The sequence below is a fragment of the Peribacillus simplex genome, from assembly GCF_001578185.1.
GTDB lineage: Bacteria > Bacillota > Bacilli > Bacillales > DSM-1321 > Peribacillus > Peribacillus simplex_A.
The window spans coordinates 590,595-611,148 of the sequence record NZ_CP011008.1 but is presented as its reverse complement, the minus strand read 5'-3'; the positions used below and the strand labels follow the sequence as shown (position 1 = coordinate 611,148).

Genomic DNA, 20,554 nt, shown 5'->3' with positions numbered 1-20,554 from the left:
TATTTCTAAGGGGTTTGAGTGGCTATACTTTTTCTGACCACAATTGCTCCCTTAATGGAATAACTTAAATAGGGCCTTATAAACACTTATGCTTGTTCTAGCCCCCCGAAAAGTTTAGCGGCCTTCATCTAAGGGTTCTCCCCTCGTTATCTTAAGAATTTTTCACCATAAACCAAAAATTTATTAATGCACTTTAATGTTTCGGTAATTTTTTATTTTTTTAAAAAAATTGAAGCCCATCCTAATATTGCAAAATGAATTTTCATTATAAGTATCCTCTTCCTAAGAAGCATCTTAACAATTTGATTAAGGTAAAAAATCCCATATACTTCATGGAAAAATTATTATTTAAGGGGTTTATTTTGTTATTTTCGCTATATATGCTGGCTGGATCAATTAGTGCCGTCACTAAAACACAAGAAAATTGCATAAGCCAATCTGAAGTAAAGTTTCAAAATGAATTCAGGAAACTTTGGATGGATCATGTATTGTGGACAAGTAATTATATTACAAGTGCAACAACAGCAGGAGCTGAAGACCAAAAGCAAGTGTTGTCCAGGCTTCTTAAAAATCAAGAGGATATTGGTAATGCTGTGAAGGGTGTATACGGTGAGGAGGCTGAGAACAAACTTACGGATTTGCTTAAGGAACATATTGTTATTGCCGGCAAGATCGTAGATGCCGCTAAAACCGGAAAGGAAGCCTTGGTGAAACAGCTAAACAAAGAATGGTATAGAAATGCTGATGACATAGCGGCGTTCCTTAGCGGTGCCAACCCTTATTTAAAAGATGAAGATCTAAAAAAATTGCTTTGTATACATCTAAAATTGGTGACAAATGACTTATCTGCAAGCTTGGCAAAGGATTGGGATGCAAGAATCGTCGCGATTGATGAAAGGGTCACACATATAATTCTAATGGCAGATGCTATTTCTGCTGGAGTTGTGAAGCAGTTTCCGGAGAAGTTTAATAAATAATCTTAAGAATCTCCGTTAAGGTACCTTTATGGTGCACTTTTATTTCACTTAGAATATTTCGTTCAAACCTCATTTTCAGTTATTATAGGAATGCTGCCCTATTAGTTCCATAATAAAAGGAGCTGCTGATCAGCCCCTGAAAATGAAGTAGTCGAGTAGAAAGGAGCCTTCCTACCTTACGGTAAATTGTACTCCTCCCCCTCACAGAACCGTGCTTGCGCTATTAACGCACACGGCTCCTCCTAGTCATCGTTTACAGAAGGTAGCTAATCTCTTTTCTTAGTTCATAGATATTCACTTTGATTCTTGGTGAAGGCAGTGGATATTTACGGAGAAAGAGATTAAATTTATCCCATGTAAAGGACTTTCTTTGGCTTCTTCTGTTTAGCCATTTAAATAGTAAGTATTCGAGTCTCTCTTTGAAGTTGTTAACCATTTGTATGTTATCGGTCATACAATAATAGTTGTAATAACCTATGAGTGAGCGTTTAAATCTATCCATGATCGTATGAATATCTTTATTTCTATTAATCTTCAGCCATTCTTTAGATTCTTTTAGTTTACCTTGGACTTTCTTATTACTAGATTTCCGTTTCACTCGAAATTTCCCTTGTTTGCTTTTCCCGCAATAGTGAGTAAACCCTAGGAAATCAAAGGTATCCGGTTTATTACTCCCATCTCGCTTTGCATTATTTTCTGCAAACCTCCCAAAGGGTATAATTTTCGTTTTATCCTCGGCTATCTCTAAGTTAAACTTCTTCAATCTAAGCTTTAATGAATGGAAGAATTGCTGAGCTTCACTTTTATGTTGAAAACAACAAACAAAGTCATCTGCATATCTTACTATGTAGGCCTGCCCTTTACATTGTTTCCTAACCACTTTCTCAAACCATAAGTCGAGAACGTAATGGAGATATACATTCGCTAATATCGGAGATATTACTCCACCTTGCGGTGTACCGTTATCTGTTTTGTACTTCTTACCTTCCTCCATGTATCCACCTTTAAGAAACCTGCTGATTATTCTCTGTAGGTTAGGGTCGGTGACTCGGAGGTTCAAGAACTCCATCATCCACTTGTGGTCAACGTTGTCAAAGAAACCCTTGATATCTACATCCACTACATAACTTACTGATTTCTTTTCAATATAATGGTTCAGTATTTTCAGCGCATCATGGCAATTTCTATTAGGACGGAACCCAAATGAACAATCTAGGAAGTCATTTTCATAGATAGTATTTAGTATTTTTGTAATGCCTTTTTGTACAATTTTATCCTCATGTTCCGGTATCCCCAAAGGCCTTTTCTTGGTAGAATTGAGTTTTGGGATATACATCCTTCTTACTGGAACAGGGCGATAACTTTTGCTTTTAAGCCTACTTACTAAATCCTTTATATTTTCTTCCAAGTTTTCGCTGTATTGTTCTTTAGTCGTTCCGTTAACACCAGTCGCCTTTTTATTAGGTAGTTCATGATGACACTGTGTTAGCGATTGCTCATTTAATAAATGCGCAAGAGATGTAAATTTCATTTCAGGCTCGGATTTTGCTAATTCTGCTATCCTTAGTAGTTTTGTTTCCATTTATAATACCTACCTCTGTGTGTAGTAAATGTTTCCCTAGTAAGGGTGATAACTGGTAGCTAGCCTTCCCTCCATCGGCATTACCCAACTTCATTGGTACTACGCTGCTATCCGACTCCCTACACGGCATTTGGTTTCCTTACTTGTTATCGCTTGTACACCATACTCTTCAATAAAATAGAAAAGACCGGAAGGGTCTCCCGAGTTGCCGCATCATATCAATGTATAACGTGCCAAGGTCTCTGACTCCAGAGAGGCTTTATCCTTCTTGCCTTTAACGAAGAATAAAATGTAGCTTTCTGCTGCGCTTAAGGCATCAGCCCTCTCGATTTACTAACATTATGGAGCTCAATCCCTTCAACCATTTGGCTTTCGGCCCGTCACCTAACTGTCTACGCTTAAAGACTAACGTTACCATTAGCCCTCCAAGACTCGCTACGAGCGAATGGCTAATTCTTACTCGACGGGAATCCCACCCGCTATATGATACGACCTAGGCTCGGCCGCACAAGCACCTGTTAGTTTTATAAGAAAAGCGATTCTTATTTAAGGATCTCTCACGATTGTGGAATAAAATCTAGAGTTCAAACATACATATTTCAACTTGCTTTATGTTTTTTGACCAATAAATTAAAGTTGCTAAAAATGTCAACCCAACTTCAACATTCATGTTTCAAAAGTAGATTGTATCATCATGTAACTTGTTAAGCTTGGAATTGTTTTTCATGAATATCTTTTTGAATGTTAATCCTTCTCACAATAAAGATGAGGACAAGTGCACCCAATAAGCAGGTTGCCCCTCCTGCTCCCATCAAGACGAGTGAAACTCCAAGCCATTTGGCAAGGAGAGATCCCACAGCCGGTGCAATAAGCATAGAAAATGTTTGTAAAGATGTGGCCACAGCAGATACCCTCCCCATAATTTGCTTAGGCGTCTCGGACTGTAAAATAAAACCATAAGGGACAGACTCACCAGAGCTAATAAAACCAAGGAAAAAAGCGCCAATCATCCAACCCCAATAAGGAAGATTTACAATCCCCATAATACCAAACCCCATAACAATTATTAAAGAACCACTAATAATTGGTGCATATGATATTAGATGGTAAGGGTTTGTTTTTCCAATTTATCCAATTCCCTAATAGAAGCGAACCTACTACGCTTCCCAGTCCTATCGCACTTATCAGTAGTCCAAAATTGCCTTCATTAAAGCCTAGATTTTGAGCGATAAATACCAATAGTCCATCGTACAGGAAAATGATAAAAAACGCTACAGAGGAAAAAATCACTGAAATTTTTAATAAAGGGGTATACTTTGTCTTGCCGAATCATAAATTGCTGCGACTGTTCCCCTCAAAAACACAAATATTAAAAGGGTATAAAGATCAGGAGCAAAAAATAGTCCTGCTACAATCAAGATTCTTAAAAATAAACAAATAACCATTATTTGCTTTTTGGGAAGCCGATCAACAAAGACACTTGCAAAAGGACCTATAATGACCCAAGGTAGTCCTAATACAATGATTACTGCCGCGATGGCTGTTTCATTTAGCCCCCAATTGTAAGCAACACTAACCTGCAAAGCAATAAAATCAAGCCAATTACCAAGGTCTGAAAATAGCTGTGCACCAAATAGTGAACGAAATGTACGGAATCTAACAGGCTTAAATATGCCAGCCTTCATCTGTTATTTCCCCTTTTCTTCTTGGATTGCTTTTCTTCGCCTTTCTAGAAGTTTTTCTGTATTCCCATTTGGATCCTGTCCTTTTGGGAGTTGATTTTTTTCCAAAGCATTTATCGATTCTTCAATCCATATTAACTCAGCTTCTAATTGTATTTCGGTCTGGCGAATTGCTAGCATACCAAAATTACTGATGTAAGAAACACCATTCTGGGGCCAGCCTTTAACAAATTCAAGTAAATCTTCAGTTGTCTCTTTTCTTTTTAGAAGATGACTGATTAATATTGAGCTTTCTATATCTTCATGCCATGTGGACATCTTCATTAATAATTCATCTCTAATATTTGGATAGCTCGGGGGAAGCCGAAGCCAATCTTCAAATTCTTCCCACCCCTTTGGAGTAAGTTCATAAAGTTTCTTTTTACGTCCCTCTTCATCTTTTTCGATAGGATAAATAAAACCCTCTTCTTCAAACTTTTTTAGTTTAGGATAAATACTTCCATAACTCATCCCCCAATATAAGCCGGCTGCTTTATGCTCAAACTCAGATTTAATATCGTATCCGGTACTTGGATAAAAACTCAAAATAGCAAGAATAGAATGTTCAATAGCCAACATTTATAACCCCTCTCACATATCAAAGTGATATATCATCATGATATGTTTAATTGTAGGTAAAATAAACCAGATAAAAATTTTTTTACATATTTTTTTCAAGAAAGTTATCCTGTTACACACTGATCCAATTTTTAAAAAGTTGTTGTTTCACAATTTGGCCCAATTGTTGATCAATGATTAAACAGCACTCTAAACTCCCCTTTAGTTCAATAAGAAAAACCGAAATCAAAAATCATTTCGGTTCATCTTTTTATAAACGGTTTAACTTTTTTATAATCGGCACGACTTGTTTCAAAACTACAGTGGCAACCCGAAAAGATTGGGGTACACTCACCTTTATGAAAGTACCTGTACTAAAAGTGCATACTTACATAATCGCAGTGTTAACTTTATACTCAAAAATAAATAATACTAAAGGAGGACAAATATTTTGAAAACGCTTGTTATCGTAACACACCCAAGTTTAGAAACATCCCTCATTAATAAGAGATGGGTGGAAGAACTTAAAAAGTATCCGGAGAAATATACTGTTCAAGAATTGTCTAAGGTTTACCCCGATGGAAACATAGACGTGGAAAAAGAACAAAAATTGGTTGAATCGCATGGTAATCTTGTTTTGCAGTTCCCTATATATTGGTTTAATTGTCCGCCTCTCCTTAAAAAATGGCTTGACGATGTTTTTGCTTATGGTTGGGCTTATGGTTCAAATGGAGGCGATCAATTAAAGAACCGGAAAGCTGCTTTAGCTGTATCTGCCGGCATTAAAAAAGAAGATTATAGTGAAGAGGCAAAATATCGCTATACACTTGAACATTTATTATCTCCTTTTGAAACTACCTTCCTATACTGCAATGCAGATTATCGTTCGTTCTTTGCGTTTTATGGCACAGAAAATGCGCCGTCTATAAGCGAAGTGGATAAAAGCGCACAAGATTATTTGACCTTTGTTGACAACCTGTAAAGGTAGCTTTTTTAAAGCTACAAAAAGAAGTATTTCCTTGTTCAGGAGATACTTCTTTTTTATTTATATCTGTCGCTGTAGATCCTCCAGAGCTGGCAAACGGTTTTTCTCTCCCCAATCACACATCATATTTAACAATGGAATGAGAGAAAGACCACGTTCAGATAATGAATATTCAACTCTTGGGGGTATTTGGGGAAACTCCTTGCGAATGATAATGTCATTTGCTTCCAGCTCCTTTAACATGATGCTTAGGGTTTTAAAGGAAATGGTACCGATACTTCGCTTCAGTTCATTATGCCGCATAACTTTATTTTCAGAAAGCCAGTACATAATGATCATTTTATATTTACCGCCTATTAAGGACAACGTATATCCAAAGCCAGTATCTTTTAGTTCCACGTCAGTCGGAACACAGGTTTCGCGCACAAGTTACACTCCCCTTTGGTAAGTATATGATATAAAAATGCATACTTTTCAATATTATGAGATCTCATGATTATTCTTTTATAAAAAAGTGATCATTTTTGTGTTTCTTAATCACCTAACGCACCCGTTAGTCTAATCTTCACCAAAAATTTGTTTATTTCTTTTTCTAAAAAGCGTCACATTGTGAATAGGTGTAATTACTTGTTTATCCCAATATATTGCACTACCATTTGGAATAGCGTATATATCCCTATTGTATGATAAAGGGAATAATTCTTCATCAACGGTTCCATCATAGTGAACTTCTACACTAAAATCTACTAACTCTAAACCTTTTATTACTTGTGTTTCGGGATAATCTTCATCTTTTGTGATGATACAATCTCTACAAAAAACTAAAGCCCCAGCACTGACACCCACCATTAAGCCCGAGAAACCTTTAATAGCTTGTATCAATTCTTTTGCAATCAAACTTTCCATTAACTTCTCTGGTCTTCCGCCAGTAAAATAAAGAACATTATGGTCTTTTATTTCATTTTGCATTTCTTGATTTGTGAGTCGATAGTCTAGTAGTTTAATATGCTCCATTCCTATATCCCCAAATGATTTCTTGGCAGAATTAAACCATCTATCAATTTTTGGATCCTCCGTAGCGAAAGGAATTATTAAGGTTTTATCACCTGCTTCAACGTGATTTGATAAATAATTCATTACATCATCAAGTTCCCCAGCTAAAGGGTTTCCTCCCCCAATAAAACAAAGGCTCATTAGTATTTCTCCTTGTTATGTACTTTTCACATATTATACCATTTTCTAAAGCTTCAAAAAGTTAGTTTCTCATGAACTAAGCTGCCTCGATTGTTGCAAACAGAAAGAACTGCCTTAAAGACAGCTCCCACCTTAAGCTAAAGCACCCGATACTGGAATGACTACCACATCGGTTCATCCTTGTTACTTAGCTTATATATAAATGGCATCAAAATAAGAACCAAAGCATAAGCAACTATTTCAAAAGATAAGACATAACCTTTAGGTACCCCAAATGCTATTGATGGTAAAATCAGTAAAGGTATAAATGAAAATAAGCTTAATTGGTTTCTTGATTTCTTGGAAACGTATTGGGATGAATCACAGGATGGACAACTTAACTTGTTTTTAAAGGTAAACATTTTAAAAAAAGTCTCTATCCAGCCCCATTTATAGCCACAGTGCTGACAGATTGGCATATGAAACGACCTCCTTTCAATTAAATTACATTATAAATTATACCATTTTTCCCCAAACTATCCTGACCACATTAGTGGAAGATTTAAAGGTTCCTAACTAGGTGACCAAGAAAAACATCATTCCCGAACCCTGATTTGTTTGTACCTAACTTCTCCGTTAGCTCCGTAAGAAAAAGAGCTGCCGGAGAACTGCACCCCAATTGTTAGACAACATCTAATAATCGTGGTTTTAGCAGCATGATTCCATGGAGGAAAGCATGAGTAGTACAAAGTCCATTTATTGCAGTTTTTGACAGCGTAGGTATTCCGTTTGAAGCTGATATTATGAACCTCGTCATTTTAACGGCGTTGCTTTCTGTAGGGAATTCCGGATTATATGTTTGTTCTCGTATGCTTTGGTCACTTTCGCAAAATGGTATGGCATTCGGGAAGTTAAATTCTCGAGGTGTCCCATTTAATGCAGTATTATTTAGTCTGCTTTTTTCCCTAGTATCTTTACTTACAAGTGTAGTTTCAGCAGAAACCGTTTTTGTCGTCCTGCTTTCTGTAAATGGTCTAGCAGGTACAATCAGTTGGATGACCATCGCCCTATCTCAATACAATTTCAACTGGTGGAGATGTGAAGGAGTTAAAGTATAAAGTTCCCCTATTTCCGCTAATACCCATTCTGTGTCTTGTTTTATGTGGAATTTCTATACTGTTTATGGCATTTGATCCGGCACAGCGTTCTCCCCTCGTAGTTGACTTAGGCTTCATGGGGGCTTGTTATCTTTATTAATTTATACGTTACGTGAAAAGATAAGATAATACTGAAGGAAGACCATGGAGAGGTAACAACACCCAAAAGTAGAGTATGAGAATAGGTTCAATTTTGGGTGCTGTGCAAGATTCTCTTAAAATTGGACTTACTGATAATACCAAACTAAAAGAGGTTCTTGAAATACACCTTAACTAAATTATAGGGGGATATAAATTATGAAAAAACCTTACTTAATCGTAGAGTGGAATGATTGTGAAACAGAGGCAAAGGGTTGGTTAGTGGTGCATAACTTTGTTAAAGGGTACGCAGGAGGGAGGTACAAGGATGCATCCAACAGTGACAAGAGAAGAAGTAGAGCGATTAGCAGAGGCAATGGCCTATAAATATAACGCTTCTGAAAGTGTCACCACCGGAGGGTATAAAGCAATCATTTCTTACGATTATAAAGCCCCGGATGCGTATGAAGTGCTAAGAAGGTTTCTGATTGCGATGATGCCATATATAGATGTAGGAGTATAATTAGGTAGTGATTTAGGTGCGAAGTATGAGGATGTACTAAGAGTATTTGATGAATTCAACATTGGAATACCTTTAACTAAATCTATGAAGGAAGATTTAAATGTTCAAAAAGGTATAAAAGACTTTAATGCTATGTTAGCTACAAAAATAGATTGCTTCCTTTTAAACGATGCTGTAATAGGCTATGGTGTAGCATTTTGTGCAGATGAAGCGTGGAAATTTAAAGGTGAGCCTACAGTCAGAGATTTGATTGAGAGTTAACTTAATTCACCTTTTATTTGTTGTCTTTTTCTGAACTATCTCTATTCATTGAATATTAATATATGGAACAAAACACTTCCAGCCCCATTTGGAAGTGTTTTGGCGTATTTACATTTCACACCCATTCAATTTCTGAGTTTCCAGTTACGATTGATTTGTATCGTGCCCCCAAAACGTATGGTTTGAACCGAAATTGTATTGTTGGCTTTTCCATCTTCTAAAATATTGCCAGTTACTCTTACAGCATGATATGCTCCAATTCCTACTAAAAGCTAGGTGAGTAGGAATGGTTAGATTGAATGGAAAAGCTTTTTCATACGATTAAACCTCCAAATCTCTTGCTTTTTTTTTCGCCATTCGACGCTTATAAAGGGGAAAGCCAAACATATAATACCCTGAAAATGACAGCAGTATTAAAGATAGACCTGTTATTGTGAGGATACTGTATCTATACCAATTACCAAAGAAGGATCCATCATGCAAAGTAATGAGGAAAGTTGAGTAATCCGGGTTTGTAGATAATACTTTTCCCGTACTCGCATCGATTTGAACACCTTGACTATTGTTAAAGCGAACCTGGTAAACATTTGCACTTGGTCTATATTCAATTCTAAATATATCTTCAACCGAGTCTACATTTGGAAGCCCCTGAGACGTAGCAATGGACACGACCCTGTCCATAGGTATCGATTGACTTGGACTCGCCTCCTTTTCCCGTCCTTAACTCATCAGCCACTCCCAGTGGTATCATATAAACAAGCAAGAGGCCTGTGACTGCTATGAACATAAAAAAAACAGATAAAATTAATCCTGACCATTTATGTACTTTTTTGCTTAAATGATACAACTTTACAGATTTCGACATTGTTCCATCACCCTCCTTGACTTCAAAACAAATACAAAACCTCCCTGCTTCCTTTTATACAATTTGGAAATAGATTGGTTATATTTAGAAGTATTAAAGTCTTACCTCATTCTTAATCCGTTATTAATAGCCATATCATTTTCGTAAATAGATATTTTCAACTTTATGATCTGATCCTTTTTTTAAAACTAGATTGGCCCGTCCTTTTGTCGGCAGTATATTTTCATGTAAATTTTTCAAATTTATTTCTTCCCAAATTTGAGTCGCTTGTTCAATAGCATTTTCTTTAGACAAGTTAGTATAACGATGAAAATAGGATTCGGGACGTTGAAATGCAGTCTTTTGAAGTAGAAGAAACCTTTCAACATACCACCTTTCTATGTCAACTACGTTTGCATCAACATAGAGTGAAAAATCAAAAAAGTCACTGACGAATACTTGATTTTCTTTGTCAACTTGAAGAACATTAACACCTTCCACTATTAAAATATCTGGATTACAGATAGTTTGTACTTCATTTGACAAAATATCGTACGTTAAATGTGAGTAAATTGGAACTTCCACTTTATTTTTCCCTGCTTTTACATCACCGATAAGATTAATTAATTTTTGAGTATCATAACTTTCAGGAAACCCTTTTCTTTTCATCAATCCTTTTTCTTCTAAAGAGGCATTTGAATACAAAAAACCATCTGTTGTGACCAGGCCTACGTTTCTATGATTATCCCATCTAGATAATAATGTCTGAAGTAACCTTGCTGTCGTACTCTTTCCTACAGCAACACTCCCTGCAATTCCAATGATATAGGGTACTTTTTTAGCATTTGTTTTTAGAAATGAAGAAGTAGCAGTGTTAAGTTGCTGAGAAGCTTCGACATATAAATTAATTAAACGAGTCAAGGGCAAATAAATCTCTTCTACTTCCTGAATAGATATTTCTTCATTTATTCCTTTTAAGTCATCCAATTCTTCTTCATTTAAAGGAAGGGGAGTATGGTTTCGTAAAGATGCCCACTTTTTTCTATTGAATTCAAAATAGGGAGTATAGGAACTCATGCTTTTCGTTACCTCACTTTTTAGAGTTACTTTCAGTTTAACAAGGATGGTGCCCATAGAAATTCAGGAATAATCGATTCCTAATCCCTTATTGACGTAAATCCCCCTGTGACTTGCGAAAGAAATTGAATGAAATATGCTCTAGGAGACATAAAATGCATTCCTTTCTTGGTGGTTAATTTTTGAATGATAACCCATTTGTCTGCAAAGCAGTCCTAAGTTTAGGCAAAGAAGCTGGTCCCATACCGTGAAATTTCAAAATCTCTTTTTCACTATATGTTGATAGCTGTTGCAATGAAGTTACCCCATTGTTTTCCAATGCCCGTCTGGCTGGTGCCGAGAGCAGTGAAAGAAATCCATTGTCAGGTTTCCGTTCTTGCTCACAAATAGGGCAGATCGGACAGTCGCTGGATTTATAGTATTTGTGTCCTTTGTTGCAAGTCCTTAAAATTTTCTTTGAAGTTGTCATTTTTTCTGTCTCCTTTTCTCACTTTTTTGCCTTCTATCTTCTGCCAACTTTTCAATGGAATACTTAAAAGCACTAACATCATAGGTATATCACGCTAAGTATTAGTGGATATGTATTCGCCACGTTCATGATGTTATGTAATGCAACTAAACTCACTTATGAAGAAAGAAAAAGTTGCCTTAAGACCCGCTCAGATTTTAAGCCGGCACACCAGTTAATTGAACTAGGATACTATTTCACTAGTCAAAAAAACTATGAATAAGTAACTAAACATTGGCCATCGTAAAAGTAAAATCATATTTAAAAATCGAAAAGGACCATCCAAGCTGACAATAAGTATATCGATAAAGCTAGTATATCGATTGCAATCAATCAACGGTTTACCAAGACCTATTATCCGGTAAAACTAGAATATTAAAAAATGAATATCGAATAGTTGTTCATAAATGGTTTGCTCCATAAATATAAAAGAACAGAGCAAAAATAACAACCTACTTAATATGCTACAAAATGTGTCTAATGTGCTTCTCACTTTCTAATGTAATTAACCTGCCCCTTTAATGCATTAGAAAAGGGCTGCAGCAGCAGCCCTTATTTTGAGTTAAGCATCAGACTATTTAGATTTTCTTATCTTCAATCATTAAAAATGCATGAAAAACAATCGTCTCACTTAGAAATATCCAAAGTGAATTATAAATTAATCACTTTATCTTCTGTCTGAGGATCTGTCTGAACATCGGCTTGTACACGCTTACCTATTCCAAAAGCGAAATAACTAATTACAACGATAGCCAGAAAACCTATTCCAACCATAAGTGATATACGTGTGTCATCATTAAACCACATACCTATTAATACCATAATCAAGAAAGCGATGGTCAGGTAGTTTGTAACAGGTGCAAAAGGCATTTTGAATGGATGATTATCCATTTCAGCTTTTTTTACTTTTCTGAATTGAATTTGACTGATCAGAATGACAAACCACGGAATCATACCAGGAAGTACGCTCGCACTGTATACATGCACAAATAAATTTTCTGGTGCAATATAACTTAAAACAACCCCAATTGCTAACCCGACTATCACGCCGAACGTTCCGAATAAAGGGACACCGCTATTAGATACTTTCGCAAAGAATTTTGGCGCTTGGCCATTCATCCCTAATGTGTAAAGCATGCGTCCTGCACTGTAAATACCACTATTGCAGCCAGACATAGCAGCCGTGATTACGACAAAATTAATGATTCCAGCTGCTGCCGTGATACCAACTTTCGCAAAAGTGGCAACAAATGGACTGCCAATCGCACTTAATTGATCCCAAGGGTAAACGGTTACAATAATGAAAATCGCACCGATATAGAAAATTAAAATACGCCAAATGGTACTTTGAATCGCTTTGGTTATCGTTTTTTGCGGATCTTTTGCTTCACCAGCTGTAATCCCTATTAGTTCTACACCTTGATAAGCAGCAACAACTAGTGATAGTGCAAAGAAGAAACCCTTCCAACCACCTGTAAATAAACCACCATGTTCCCAAAGATTTGATAACCCTAATGCTTCTCCCCCGTTACCGATGCCAAAGAAAATAAGTCCAAATCCTGCAACGATCATTAATATAATCGTTATGATTTTTATCAGTGCAAACCAAAATTCAATTTCACCAAAGGACTTAACGGAAATTAAGTTTGCTGCCCCAAGAATGACCATTGCGATTAAGCCTGGAATCCAAGCAGGGAGATCCGGGTACCAATACTGCATGTACGTTCCAACTGCAATAATTTCTGCCATCCCGACAATAACCCACTGGAACCAGTTACTCCAAGCAGTCATATACCCTGCCAATGGATGAATGTACTTATAACCAAATGTTGCAAATGAACCTGTACTTGGCTCTAAATACAGCATTTCCCCCATGGCACGCATAATCAAAAATATAAAAATCCCTGAGATTGCATAAGCTAACATTACAGACGGACCTGTCCATTGGATTGTGCTGGCTGAACCCATGAAAAGACCAACACCAATCGTACCGCCCAAAGCGATCATCTGAATATGACGGCCTTTCAAGTCCCTATTCAAATCTTTGTTTGCCATTCCATTTCCCCCTACACTACTAATAGTCGAAATTTGATGCAAGATGCTTAATGCTCTCCCTATTTAGTATAGAAATGATATAGCAGGCTCCCACTCTTTTAAATCTATCTTAAAGCTGCCTCTTAAAATCATTCTTCACTTTTAATTTAAGCATTCCTGACAGTTAGAAAGGTTCTTGTAAACATGAATTTCTAGTTATTAAGTATCATATGAACTTAGAAGCATAGCTTTATCCTAATCAACCTATTTCCGGATAATTAATACGAGGTTGTTCAATTACGCCTTATAGAAAGCGCTTACTTTTCATTGGTTATTGAAAGTGCATCCTTTAAACGTTTAAAATTCATCTGAATTAAGAAACTCGAATAAAAGAGTATTACAACTCTTTTATTCGGCAAGCAGGTTTATTTATGCGGTTACTAAAAGTGACCTTAATTTCAGTTTCACCAACATGTCATTCGTCATTTTCTCCAAATCATATTCCGCCTTAAATCCCCACTCTTCCTTTGCACAAGTTGAATCTATTGTATTTGGCCAGCTATCGGCAATGGATTGTCTTACAGGATCGACGTCATAATTCATGACAAATTCCGGAATATGCCTTTTAATCTCGGCTGCAATTTGCTCCGGATCAAAGCTCATGGCAGACACATTGAAAGAATTCCGATGTTTTAATTTTGAAGCATCTGCCTCCATTAGCGTAATGATGGCAGCTAAAGCGTCAGGCATATACATCATATCCATATACGTTCCCTTATCAATGTAAGAAGTATATCGCTTGTTTTTAATCGCTTCATAGTAAATTTCAACTGCATAGTCGGTAGTTCCACCGCCAGGAGGTGTAACATACGAAATCAATCCCGGGAATCGAAGACCTCTCGTATCAACCCCAAATTTATGATGGTAATAATCACATAATAACTCCCCGGATACCTTATTCACTCCGTACATCGTATTCGGCCGTTGAATGCTGTCTTGCGGTGTCCAATCTTTAGGAGTCGATGGACCAAACGCACCAATAGAACTAGGTGTGAATAACTGGCAATCAAGTTCTCGTGCCGATTCCAAAGCATTGACCAATCCGCCCATGTTTAAATGCCAAGCTAAAAGAGGCTTCTTTTCAGCTGTTGCTGACAATAAAGCAGCTAAATGTATAATCGTATCCACTTCATGCTTTTTTGCCATCTTAAACATCGCTTTTTCATCTGTAACATCTAAAATCTCAAATGGGCCTGATTGGGCAACATCGCTGTCCGTTTTTCGAATATCTGTTGCAATGATATTGTCAGATCCATAGATCTCTCTCATTTTCAGCGTCAGTTCTGAACCAATTTGACCTAAAGCACCCGTTACTAAGACCTTTTTCATCAAAAATCCCTCCCCTTTTTCTCTTTACAGCATGCAATGTTCTTAAATGATCGACATTTCTTTTCCTACTTTTTCATAAATCGCTAATGCACGATCCAGCATCTCTTTTGTATGAGCAGCAGTGGGCATATTCCGCACTCTTCCTGTTCCTTTTGGAACGGTAGGAAATACGATGGATTTAGCATATACGCCTTCTTCATTCAGCCTCTTTGAGAATTGCTGCGTTTTTGCTTCATCACCTATAATGCAAGGCGTAATCGGTGTTTCGCTCGCTCCGATATCAAACCCTAATTCTTTTAGGCCTTTTTTCAAGTAATCACTGTTTTCCCACAGCTTATTTTGAAGATCTGAGCTTGTCATCAAAATATCAATGGCTTCTATACTAGCTGCAACTGCTCCCGGTGTGACAGCCGTTGAAAATAAAAATGGACGGCTTCTCACTTTTAACCAATCAATTAAATCTTTCTTTCCTGCTACATAGCCTCCTACAACACCAATGGCTTTGGATAATGTTCCAATTTGAAAATCCACTCTATCCGATAACCCGAAATGCTTTACCGTTCCTGCACCATTGCCTAGTACCCCCGAACCGTGTGCATCATCAACATAAGTAATTAAATCAAACTCTTCTGCAATCTCCACAATTTCAGGAAGCTTGGCAATATCCCCATCCATCGAGAAAACTCCATCGGTAATAATCATGACTTTGTTGAATAATCCGGACTCTTTTGCTTGACGCGCTTTTGTTCGTAAATCGTCCATGTCGGAATGGACAAATGGAATAATCTTTGCTTTAGATAATCGACATCCATCAATGATGGATGCATGATTCAGTTCATCTGAAAGAATGGCATCATGTTTATCCATCACTCCTGAAATGGCAGCCATATTACAATTAAAGCCCGATTGATAAGCAATGGCCGCTTCTGTATGTTTAAATTCAGCAAGCTTTTCTTCTAATTTAACATGAATATCTAATGTTCCGTTGATCGTACGAACGGCACCGGCTCCGACTCCATATGTTTTCGTTGCTTCTATGCAAGCCTCTATCAATCGTCGATCTGTTGCTAAACCTAAATAGTTATTTGATGATAAATTAATTAATTCTCTGCCCGCAATGGTGATTACCGGACCGTTTGGACCTTCTACCGGATCAATAACGTTGTAAAGTCCTTTATCTTTTAAATCTTCCAAATTTTCTTTCAAAAATCGATTTAATATTTCACTTGACATTTAATATACCCCCTCATTGATGTTTGGAATAAATGCAGGAATTTTATATGTTTTACCCCTATTTCAAGTTTATTGAATTTGACTATTTTTTCTAAAAATACATGTGTCCACTCTAAAAATACACTAGGAAGTAACCTAAATCCTTTTATACTAATAGTTATAACACTCATAATAATAGAAATTTTCAATGTTGTCCATATTGTGTGGACAAAAAAATCGGAATTTTTGTAGTTTTACAATAACAACCGCTAAAAAAGTCGTTCAAATCGCTGGAAATACGAAGAGAATAGCATCAATTTTCCAAGGAGACATATGTTTTATCTTCTGGCTTTTGGAGACTTTAACAAATAACCATAAAAAAGGAGGGATATAGTGAAAACAGAAGATGAAAAAACCTCAGAAGGCTTAAATGAGATCTTTGAAATCATCAATGCAAAAGGTGACATAGGAGAAATAAAAGAAATCGTCCAAAAATCTGATGAAGAAGAAAATAAATGCAAGTAAACTTAGCGGGATTAATTATCCTCTTTTATCTGTTTTTGCTCTAATGGACAGTTAGAGTTCATTACAACACATAGGGTCCATTCATCCTTTGACTAAACGGACCCTTTAGTTCATCCAAAAAAAAAAGTTATGCACATAATCAGGAGAAAAGTCTGAAGAATAAGGATTTCCCCTATTTCCCCCTTCCTTTATCCACACCTTGTGCACAACTTTATTAAATTGAAAAATTGAAGCCAGTCCCTTTCATTGATGACGACTTCAAATGTACATTATGGGTTCACCCTTTTCATCCGGTGAAGTAAAGGACCATCTGAATGTTTATTTTCCCCTATTACAAAATTCGTCATATAATAGGTCAAATATTGACCATAATGATTATTGGTTTTTAACAATAACTCATCCACATAGTAAACTCCTTTGGGGATTCGATCCATTAGCAGCACCGATAAGGCAGCATATATACCGCAGGCCACTTGAAAGTACGTTGCATTGGTTTTGTATTTGGAAAAGATTTCGCCATTCTCTAATACATTGTACATATAATGCTCCTTTTCTTGATAAACAATAAGGACACCAACTAGATCTTCCCCTTCAAGTTCGTCTTCAAGCGGATCGAGAACCTTCATTTCATGGTCCCATAATTGATCAACGTCATCCAGTTTTGAGCGGATTAACTCCGTCGTATGGTCATTTACCTTATATAAAAAGCCGCCTTCCATATCATACAATTTGCCCAAAGAATATACTTCTTCATGAGGCATTAAACAACCGTAAAACTGCTTGTCCCCTAAAGTGACTTTAAATTCGACATCATAAACATTTTCATATAAAAAGAGCGGTGTATGGTGGTTCATAAACATCGGATAGCTTGAAATAGCCTCGTCCAGAAAGCCCTCGGGAGACCAGGTTGTGTAAATGACGTCCTTTTTTGCCTTCGCCTTGTCCTTAAAAAAATAATTGTCATGCTCTACAATATAACAGCCAAGTGGACGTTCTCCTGAATCTTTCTTTAACAGCTCAACGGCCATCCATTGAACCACCCCTGGATTCATTCCCGAACCAATGATGGCTGTTGAATTTGAAAATTGATCTTTATACTTTTCAAAATGCCTGATTCGTTCAATTAAAGGAAATCCATGAGATAATTCTTCCTTATCGTCAATCGTTGTTTTTTCTATAGCTGAATTAACATAATTAACACCTAATGCATTACAGCAATCTAGAGTTTCAACCGTATCCGCCCGTGATAGATCTATTACACAAAATGTTTTTGTGCATTCAAGATGCTTAGTAAACCTCTTTGTATCTTTTAAATCAAGTTGATGGAATACAAAGTGATTTTTTAGCTGTGGAAATAATTCATGATAATATTTTTCTTCTTTTTGTTTAATATCGATTAAATGTAAAGTACAACTGGAAATAAAATGATGGATTGGATCCCTTTTATCAATAACTGATTTATTCAATATGGAAAGTATTGATTTTGCGGCCCCTCCCGCACTTCCTAAAATGGTTATCACTTTTTTGTTATCATCCATTTCTGCACCTCGTTCAACCTTTTATTATTAAACTATGTGGTTGAGGCTGAAATGCAATAGGCGACTACCATTTAATGATGAAATGAGAAATACGTACAAGCTATTATTCTCTACCATATTATCCAAAGGGAAAATCAAGTGAACGGATTTAATAGGTATGAGCGATGTGATTAATTCCTACTTTCTTTCTTTGTCCACACATTATACACAACTTTATAAAGCCAACTTATAGAATAGACACCCAGTTATTTTGAAAACAGACATACAACAGTGTATTAACTCATACAGGAATTCGGCATGAATGTGAGGAGGTGCCTTATGGGCACCTTCGATTTTTATACGATTCCACACTTCTTATATGTTTAAACAAACGAAAAAGACCCCGAAATCGGAAATGTATTTTCACGAAATCAAGGCGAAATTATCATAATGTGCATTTTTTTTAATATAGCTGCTATTACTGAACCCTTATCCCCTATATCTCAAAGCTAACCCTTTTAAGAAATTCCTGGCGAATTTATCCCCGCACTCTTTATAATTTCTATGACCAACTTTTCTTAAAATGGCACTTAATTCTCCTTTGGTTATCATGACTCCTGCTTCTTCCAAGATATCAATCATATCCTCGCTTGTTAATGTCAGCGCGATTTTCATTTTCTTTAGCAGAATATTATTCATGCTTTCCTTAATCTTTGCAGTAGGTGCCGGGTTTACTGGCTGGCCGGGTTTTGGTTCTTGTTTCCCTCTTTTAAAAATGATCAAGCCATTTAAAAAGGACTCCAACATCGTATTGTTACATTTTATACATTCATCATCCATATCATCTTCGTCATATTCATCATAGAAACCGTCTTTCGGCTTTGTGAGCATCTGCATGACTTCTTCTCTTGTCACTTCAATATCCCCGAGTTTAAATATCTCTACCATATCTTTATTTTTTATATCCAGCGCATATCTTAATCGAATTAATATATCATGATTATGCATTCATAGACCTCCTGTATATTTTTCTTTTTTCACAGTACCTTCATTATTTCACAAATGGATGGGAATAAACGCAGCTGAAAATCCTGGAACCCTTTACGGATTCCCGGATCAATCTGCCTATTATTTTCTTTTCAGTTTCGTGACTACTTCCACATGTGCAGAGTGTAGGTGGCAACACAAGGGTGCTTGTGGGCTTATTACATTCTCAAGACCTTTTTCTTTCAGAAAATAGACTTTATCAAAACCCAAAGTTGCCGGCTGCAAAGGAACTTGAAACTGAATAAAATAAGCACACAAGAGTTGATGTGATTCATTTTTTCTCAAATTTTTTGAGAGTTACATCATTTCACTGTCCCCGTCCCATCAACAATCTTTTCCAAAGTTATCAAGCAATGCACGCACTTCATCTGTTGATTTCGTGTTCATTAATTGATTTCTTAACTCACCAGCTCCACGGAATCCTTTGACATAAATTTTGAAAAAGCGATGAAGCCCTGTGATTGAACGTGGCAGTACTTCCGCATATTGATCTTGAAGATCAAGCTGCAGTCTTAAAAGATCAAGGTATTCTTTACTGCTATGCTCTTTTGGCTCTTTTTCAAAAGCAAAAGGATTTTTAAAAATACCCCGCCCGATCATAACGCCATCAATACCATATTGTTCAGCAAGCTGCAGCCCAGTTTGACGGTCAGGAATGTCTCCATTGATTGTTATTAGCGTATTTGGTGCGATACGGTCACGTAATTTTTTGATTTCCGGAATTAGCTCCCAATGCGCATCCACTTGGCTCATTTCCTTTCTTGTACGTAAATGAATAGTAAGGTTCGCAACATCCTGTTTTAAAATATGCTTTAGCCACTCCTCCCACTCATTTACATCCTTAAAGCCAAGTCGTGTTTTCACGCTGACAGGCAGTCCGCCCGCTTTTGCTGCTTGAATAAGTTCTGCCGCAACGTCTGGACGCAGAATAAGGCCACTACCTTTCCCTCTCGATGCCACATTCGGTACAGGGCAGCCCATATTAATATCGATGCCTTTAAATCCTAGCTCTGCCATGCCAATACTCATTTGACGGAAATATTCGGGATTGTCCCCCCAAATATGTGCCACCATTGGCTGTTCATCTTCTGTAAAAATCAAACGGCCACGTACACTTTTCATGCCCTCTGGATGACAATAGCTATCCGAGTTTGTAAACTCTGTGAAAAATACATCCGGTCGACCGGCTTCACTTACTACGTGGCGAAAAACAACATCTGTCACATCTTCCATTGGTGCAAGTACAAAAAATGGTCGTGGTAAATCACGCCAAAAATTATCTATCATTTCAAACTCAAATCCTCTCACTATGGATACAACTTCAAACTCTCGGTCAAAAAATATAAAGCCAAATGTTCCACTTCTTTTACACTTATATCATGCTTA

The 20,554-nt window shown here is 36.8% G+C and carries 21 protein-coding genes; 5 read left to right on the top strand and 16 right to left on the bottom strand.

What is annotated here, in order from left to right; all coding sequences use genetic code 11:
• Positions 1–332 precede the first annotated feature (332 nt).
• A complete protein-coding gene (locus UP17_RS02890) occupies positions 333–977 on the top strand; it encodes a hypothetical protein (RefSeq protein ID WP_061465951.1) in 645 nt (214 codons plus the stop codon).
• A gap of 253 nt (positions 978–1,230) precedes the next feature.
• Here the strand turns inward: UP17_RS02890 and ltrA are convergent, their stop codons facing one another.
• The 4 genes from ltrA to UP17_RS02875 all read right to left on the bottom strand — a co-directional run bounded on the left by ltrA (position 1,231) and on the right by UP17_RS02875 (position 4,859).
• The gene (ltrA, locus tag UP17_RS02885; RefSeq protein WP_061461564.1) at positions 1,231–2,559 is read right to left on the bottom strand and encodes a group II intron reverse transcriptase/maturase; all 1,329 of its coding nucleotides are present in this window, start codon (positions 2,557–2,559) and stop codon (positions 1,231–1,233) included.
• 704 nt (positions 2,560–3,263) lie between these two features.
• Positions 3,264–3,602, bottom strand: a complete 339-nt coding sequence (locus UP17_RS28540; protein WP_250211750.1) for an MFS transporter — start codon at positions 3,600–3,602, stop codon at positions 3,264–3,266.
• A gap of 255 nt (positions 3,603–3,857) precedes the next feature.
• Positions 3,858–4,244 carry an MFS transporter gene (locus UP17_RS28535; RefSeq protein ID WP_250211749.1) on the bottom strand — a complete coding sequence of 129 codons (387 nt, stop codon included), beginning with the start codon at positions 4,242–4,244 and terminating at the stop codon, positions 3,858–3,860.
• Between the two features lie 3 nt (positions 4,245–4,247).
• Complete coding sequence (locus UP17_RS02875) at positions 4,248–4,859, bottom strand: PadR family transcriptional regulator (RefSeq protein ID WP_250211748.1); 612 nt, start codon at positions 4,857–4,859, stop codon at positions 4,248–4,250.
• 430 nt (positions 4,860–5,289) lie between these two features.
• Here UP17_RS02875 and UP17_RS02870 point away from each other — a divergent pair, with 430 nt between their 5' ends.
• Positions 5,290–5,820, top strand: a complete 531-nt coding sequence (locus tag UP17_RS02870) for an NAD(P)H-dependent oxidoreductase (protein WP_061461561.1) — start codon at positions 5,290–5,292, stop codon at positions 5,818–5,820.
• A gap of 63 nt (positions 5,821–5,883) precedes the next feature.
• On the opposite strand, the gene UP17_RS02865 is transcribed toward UP17_RS02870, so the two are convergent.
• From UP17_RS02865 to UP17_RS02855, 3 genes are all read right to left on the bottom strand, one after another.
• Positions 5,884–6,249, bottom strand: a complete 366-nt coding sequence (locus UP17_RS02865; RefSeq protein WP_061461559.1) for a winged helix-turn-helix transcriptional regulator — start codon at positions 6,247–6,249, stop codon at positions 5,884–5,886.
• A gap of 132 nt (positions 6,250–6,381) precedes the next feature.
• Positions 6,382–7,017 (bottom strand): Type 1 glutamine amidotransferase-like domain-containing protein, encoded by a 636-nt coding sequence (locus UP17_RS02860; RefSeq protein ID WP_061461557.1) that lies wholly within the window; start codon positions 7,015–7,017, stop codon positions 6,382–6,384.
• Positions 7,018–7,178: 161 nt separating this feature from the next.
• Positions 7,179–7,475 (bottom strand): TIGR04104 family putative zinc finger protein, encoded by a 297-nt coding sequence (locus tag UP17_RS02855; RefSeq protein ID WP_061461555.1) that lies wholly within the window; start codon positions 7,473–7,475, stop codon positions 7,179–7,181.
• Positions 7,476–7,799: 324 nt separating this feature from the next.
• Here UP17_RS02855 and UP17_RS29415 point away from each other — a divergent pair, with 324 nt between their 5' ends.
• Together UP17_RS29415 and UP17_RS28450 are read left to right on the top strand one after the other, a co-directional pair.
• Entirely contained in the window at positions 7,800–8,114 is a 315-nt protein-coding gene (locus UP17_RS29415; protein ID WP_349817586.1) for an APC family permease, read from the top strand.
• Positions 8,115–8,559: 445 nt separating this feature from the next.
• Positions 8,560–8,754 carry a Glu/Leu/Phe/Val dehydrogenase dimerization domain-containing protein gene (locus UP17_RS28450; RefSeq protein WP_061461551.1) on the top strand — a complete coding sequence of 65 codons (195 nt, stop codon included), beginning with the start codon at positions 8,560–8,562 and terminating at the stop codon, positions 8,752–8,754.
• An 883-nt stretch (positions 8,755–9,637) separates the two neighbouring features.
• On the opposite strand, the gene UP17_RS02840 is transcribed toward UP17_RS28450, so the two are convergent.
• The 6 genes from UP17_RS02840 to UP17_RS02815 form a co-directional block, all read right to left on the bottom strand.
• Positions 9,638–9,880: a PepSY domain-containing protein gene (locus tag UP17_RS02840; protein WP_061461549.1), complete on the bottom strand. Its 243-nt coding sequence runs from the start codon at positions 9,878–9,880 to the stop codon at positions 9,638–9,640.
• 135 nt (positions 9,881–10,015) lie between these two features.
• Positions 10,016–10,936, bottom strand: coding sequence for a type I pantothenate kinase (gene coaA / locus UP17_RS02835; RefSeq protein ID WP_061465949.1), 921 nt, complete (start codon positions 10,934–10,936; stop codon positions 10,016–10,018).
• Between the two features lie 175 nt (positions 10,937–11,111).
• Positions 11,112–11,405 (bottom strand): RNA polymerase alpha subunit C-terminal domain-containing protein, encoded by a 294-nt coding sequence (locus UP17_RS02830; RefSeq protein ID WP_061461547.1) that lies wholly within the window; start codon positions 11,403–11,405, stop codon positions 11,112–11,114.
• Positions 11,406–12,095: 690 nt separating this feature from the next.
• Positions 12,096–13,499: an amino acid permease gene (locus UP17_RS02825; RefSeq protein ID WP_061461545.1), complete on the bottom strand. Its 1,404-nt coding sequence runs from the start codon at positions 13,497–13,499 to the stop codon at positions 12,096–12,098.
• 408 nt (positions 13,500–13,907) lie between these two features.
• Positions 13,908–14,867 carry an L-threonine 3-dehydrogenase gene (locus tag UP17_RS02820; RefSeq protein ID WP_061461543.1) on the bottom strand — a complete coding sequence of 320 codons (960 nt, stop codon included), beginning with the start codon at positions 14,865–14,867 and terminating at the stop codon, positions 13,908–13,910.
• Positions 14,868–14,909: 42 nt separating this feature from the next.
• Complete coding sequence (locus UP17_RS02815; protein ID WP_061461541.1) at positions 14,910–16,100, bottom strand: glycine C-acetyltransferase; 1,191 nt, start codon at positions 16,098–16,100, stop codon at positions 14,910–14,912.
• A 372-nt stretch (positions 16,101–16,472) separates the two neighbouring features.
• Between UP17_RS02815 and UP17_RS29135 the strand changes: the two genes are divergently transcribed.
• A complete protein-coding gene (locus tag UP17_RS29135; RefSeq protein WP_284149555.1) occupies positions 16,473–16,604 on the top strand; it encodes a hypothetical protein in 132 nt (43 codons plus the stop codon).
• A gap of 269 nt (positions 16,605–16,873) precedes the next feature.
• Here the strand turns inward: UP17_RS29135 and UP17_RS02810 are convergent, their stop codons facing one another.
• From UP17_RS02810 to UP17_RS02800, 3 genes are all read right to left on the bottom strand, one after another.
• Complete coding sequence (locus UP17_RS02810; RefSeq protein WP_061461539.1) at positions 16,874–18,142, bottom strand: S-adenosylmethionine decarboxylase related protein; 1,269 nt, start codon at positions 18,140–18,142, stop codon at positions 16,874–16,876.
• A 468-nt stretch (positions 18,143–18,610) separates the two neighbouring features.
• Entirely contained in the window at positions 18,611–19,129 is a 519-nt protein-coding gene (locus UP17_RS02805; RefSeq protein ID WP_061461537.1) for a YehS family protein, read from the bottom strand.
• 363 nt (positions 19,130–19,492) lie between these two features.
• Positions 19,493–20,476: a tRNA dihydrouridine synthase gene (locus tag UP17_RS02800; protein ID WP_208857040.1), complete on the bottom strand. Its 984-nt coding sequence runs from the start codon at positions 20,474–20,476 to the stop codon at positions 19,493–19,495.
• Positions 20,477–20,554: the final 78 nt, after the last annotated feature.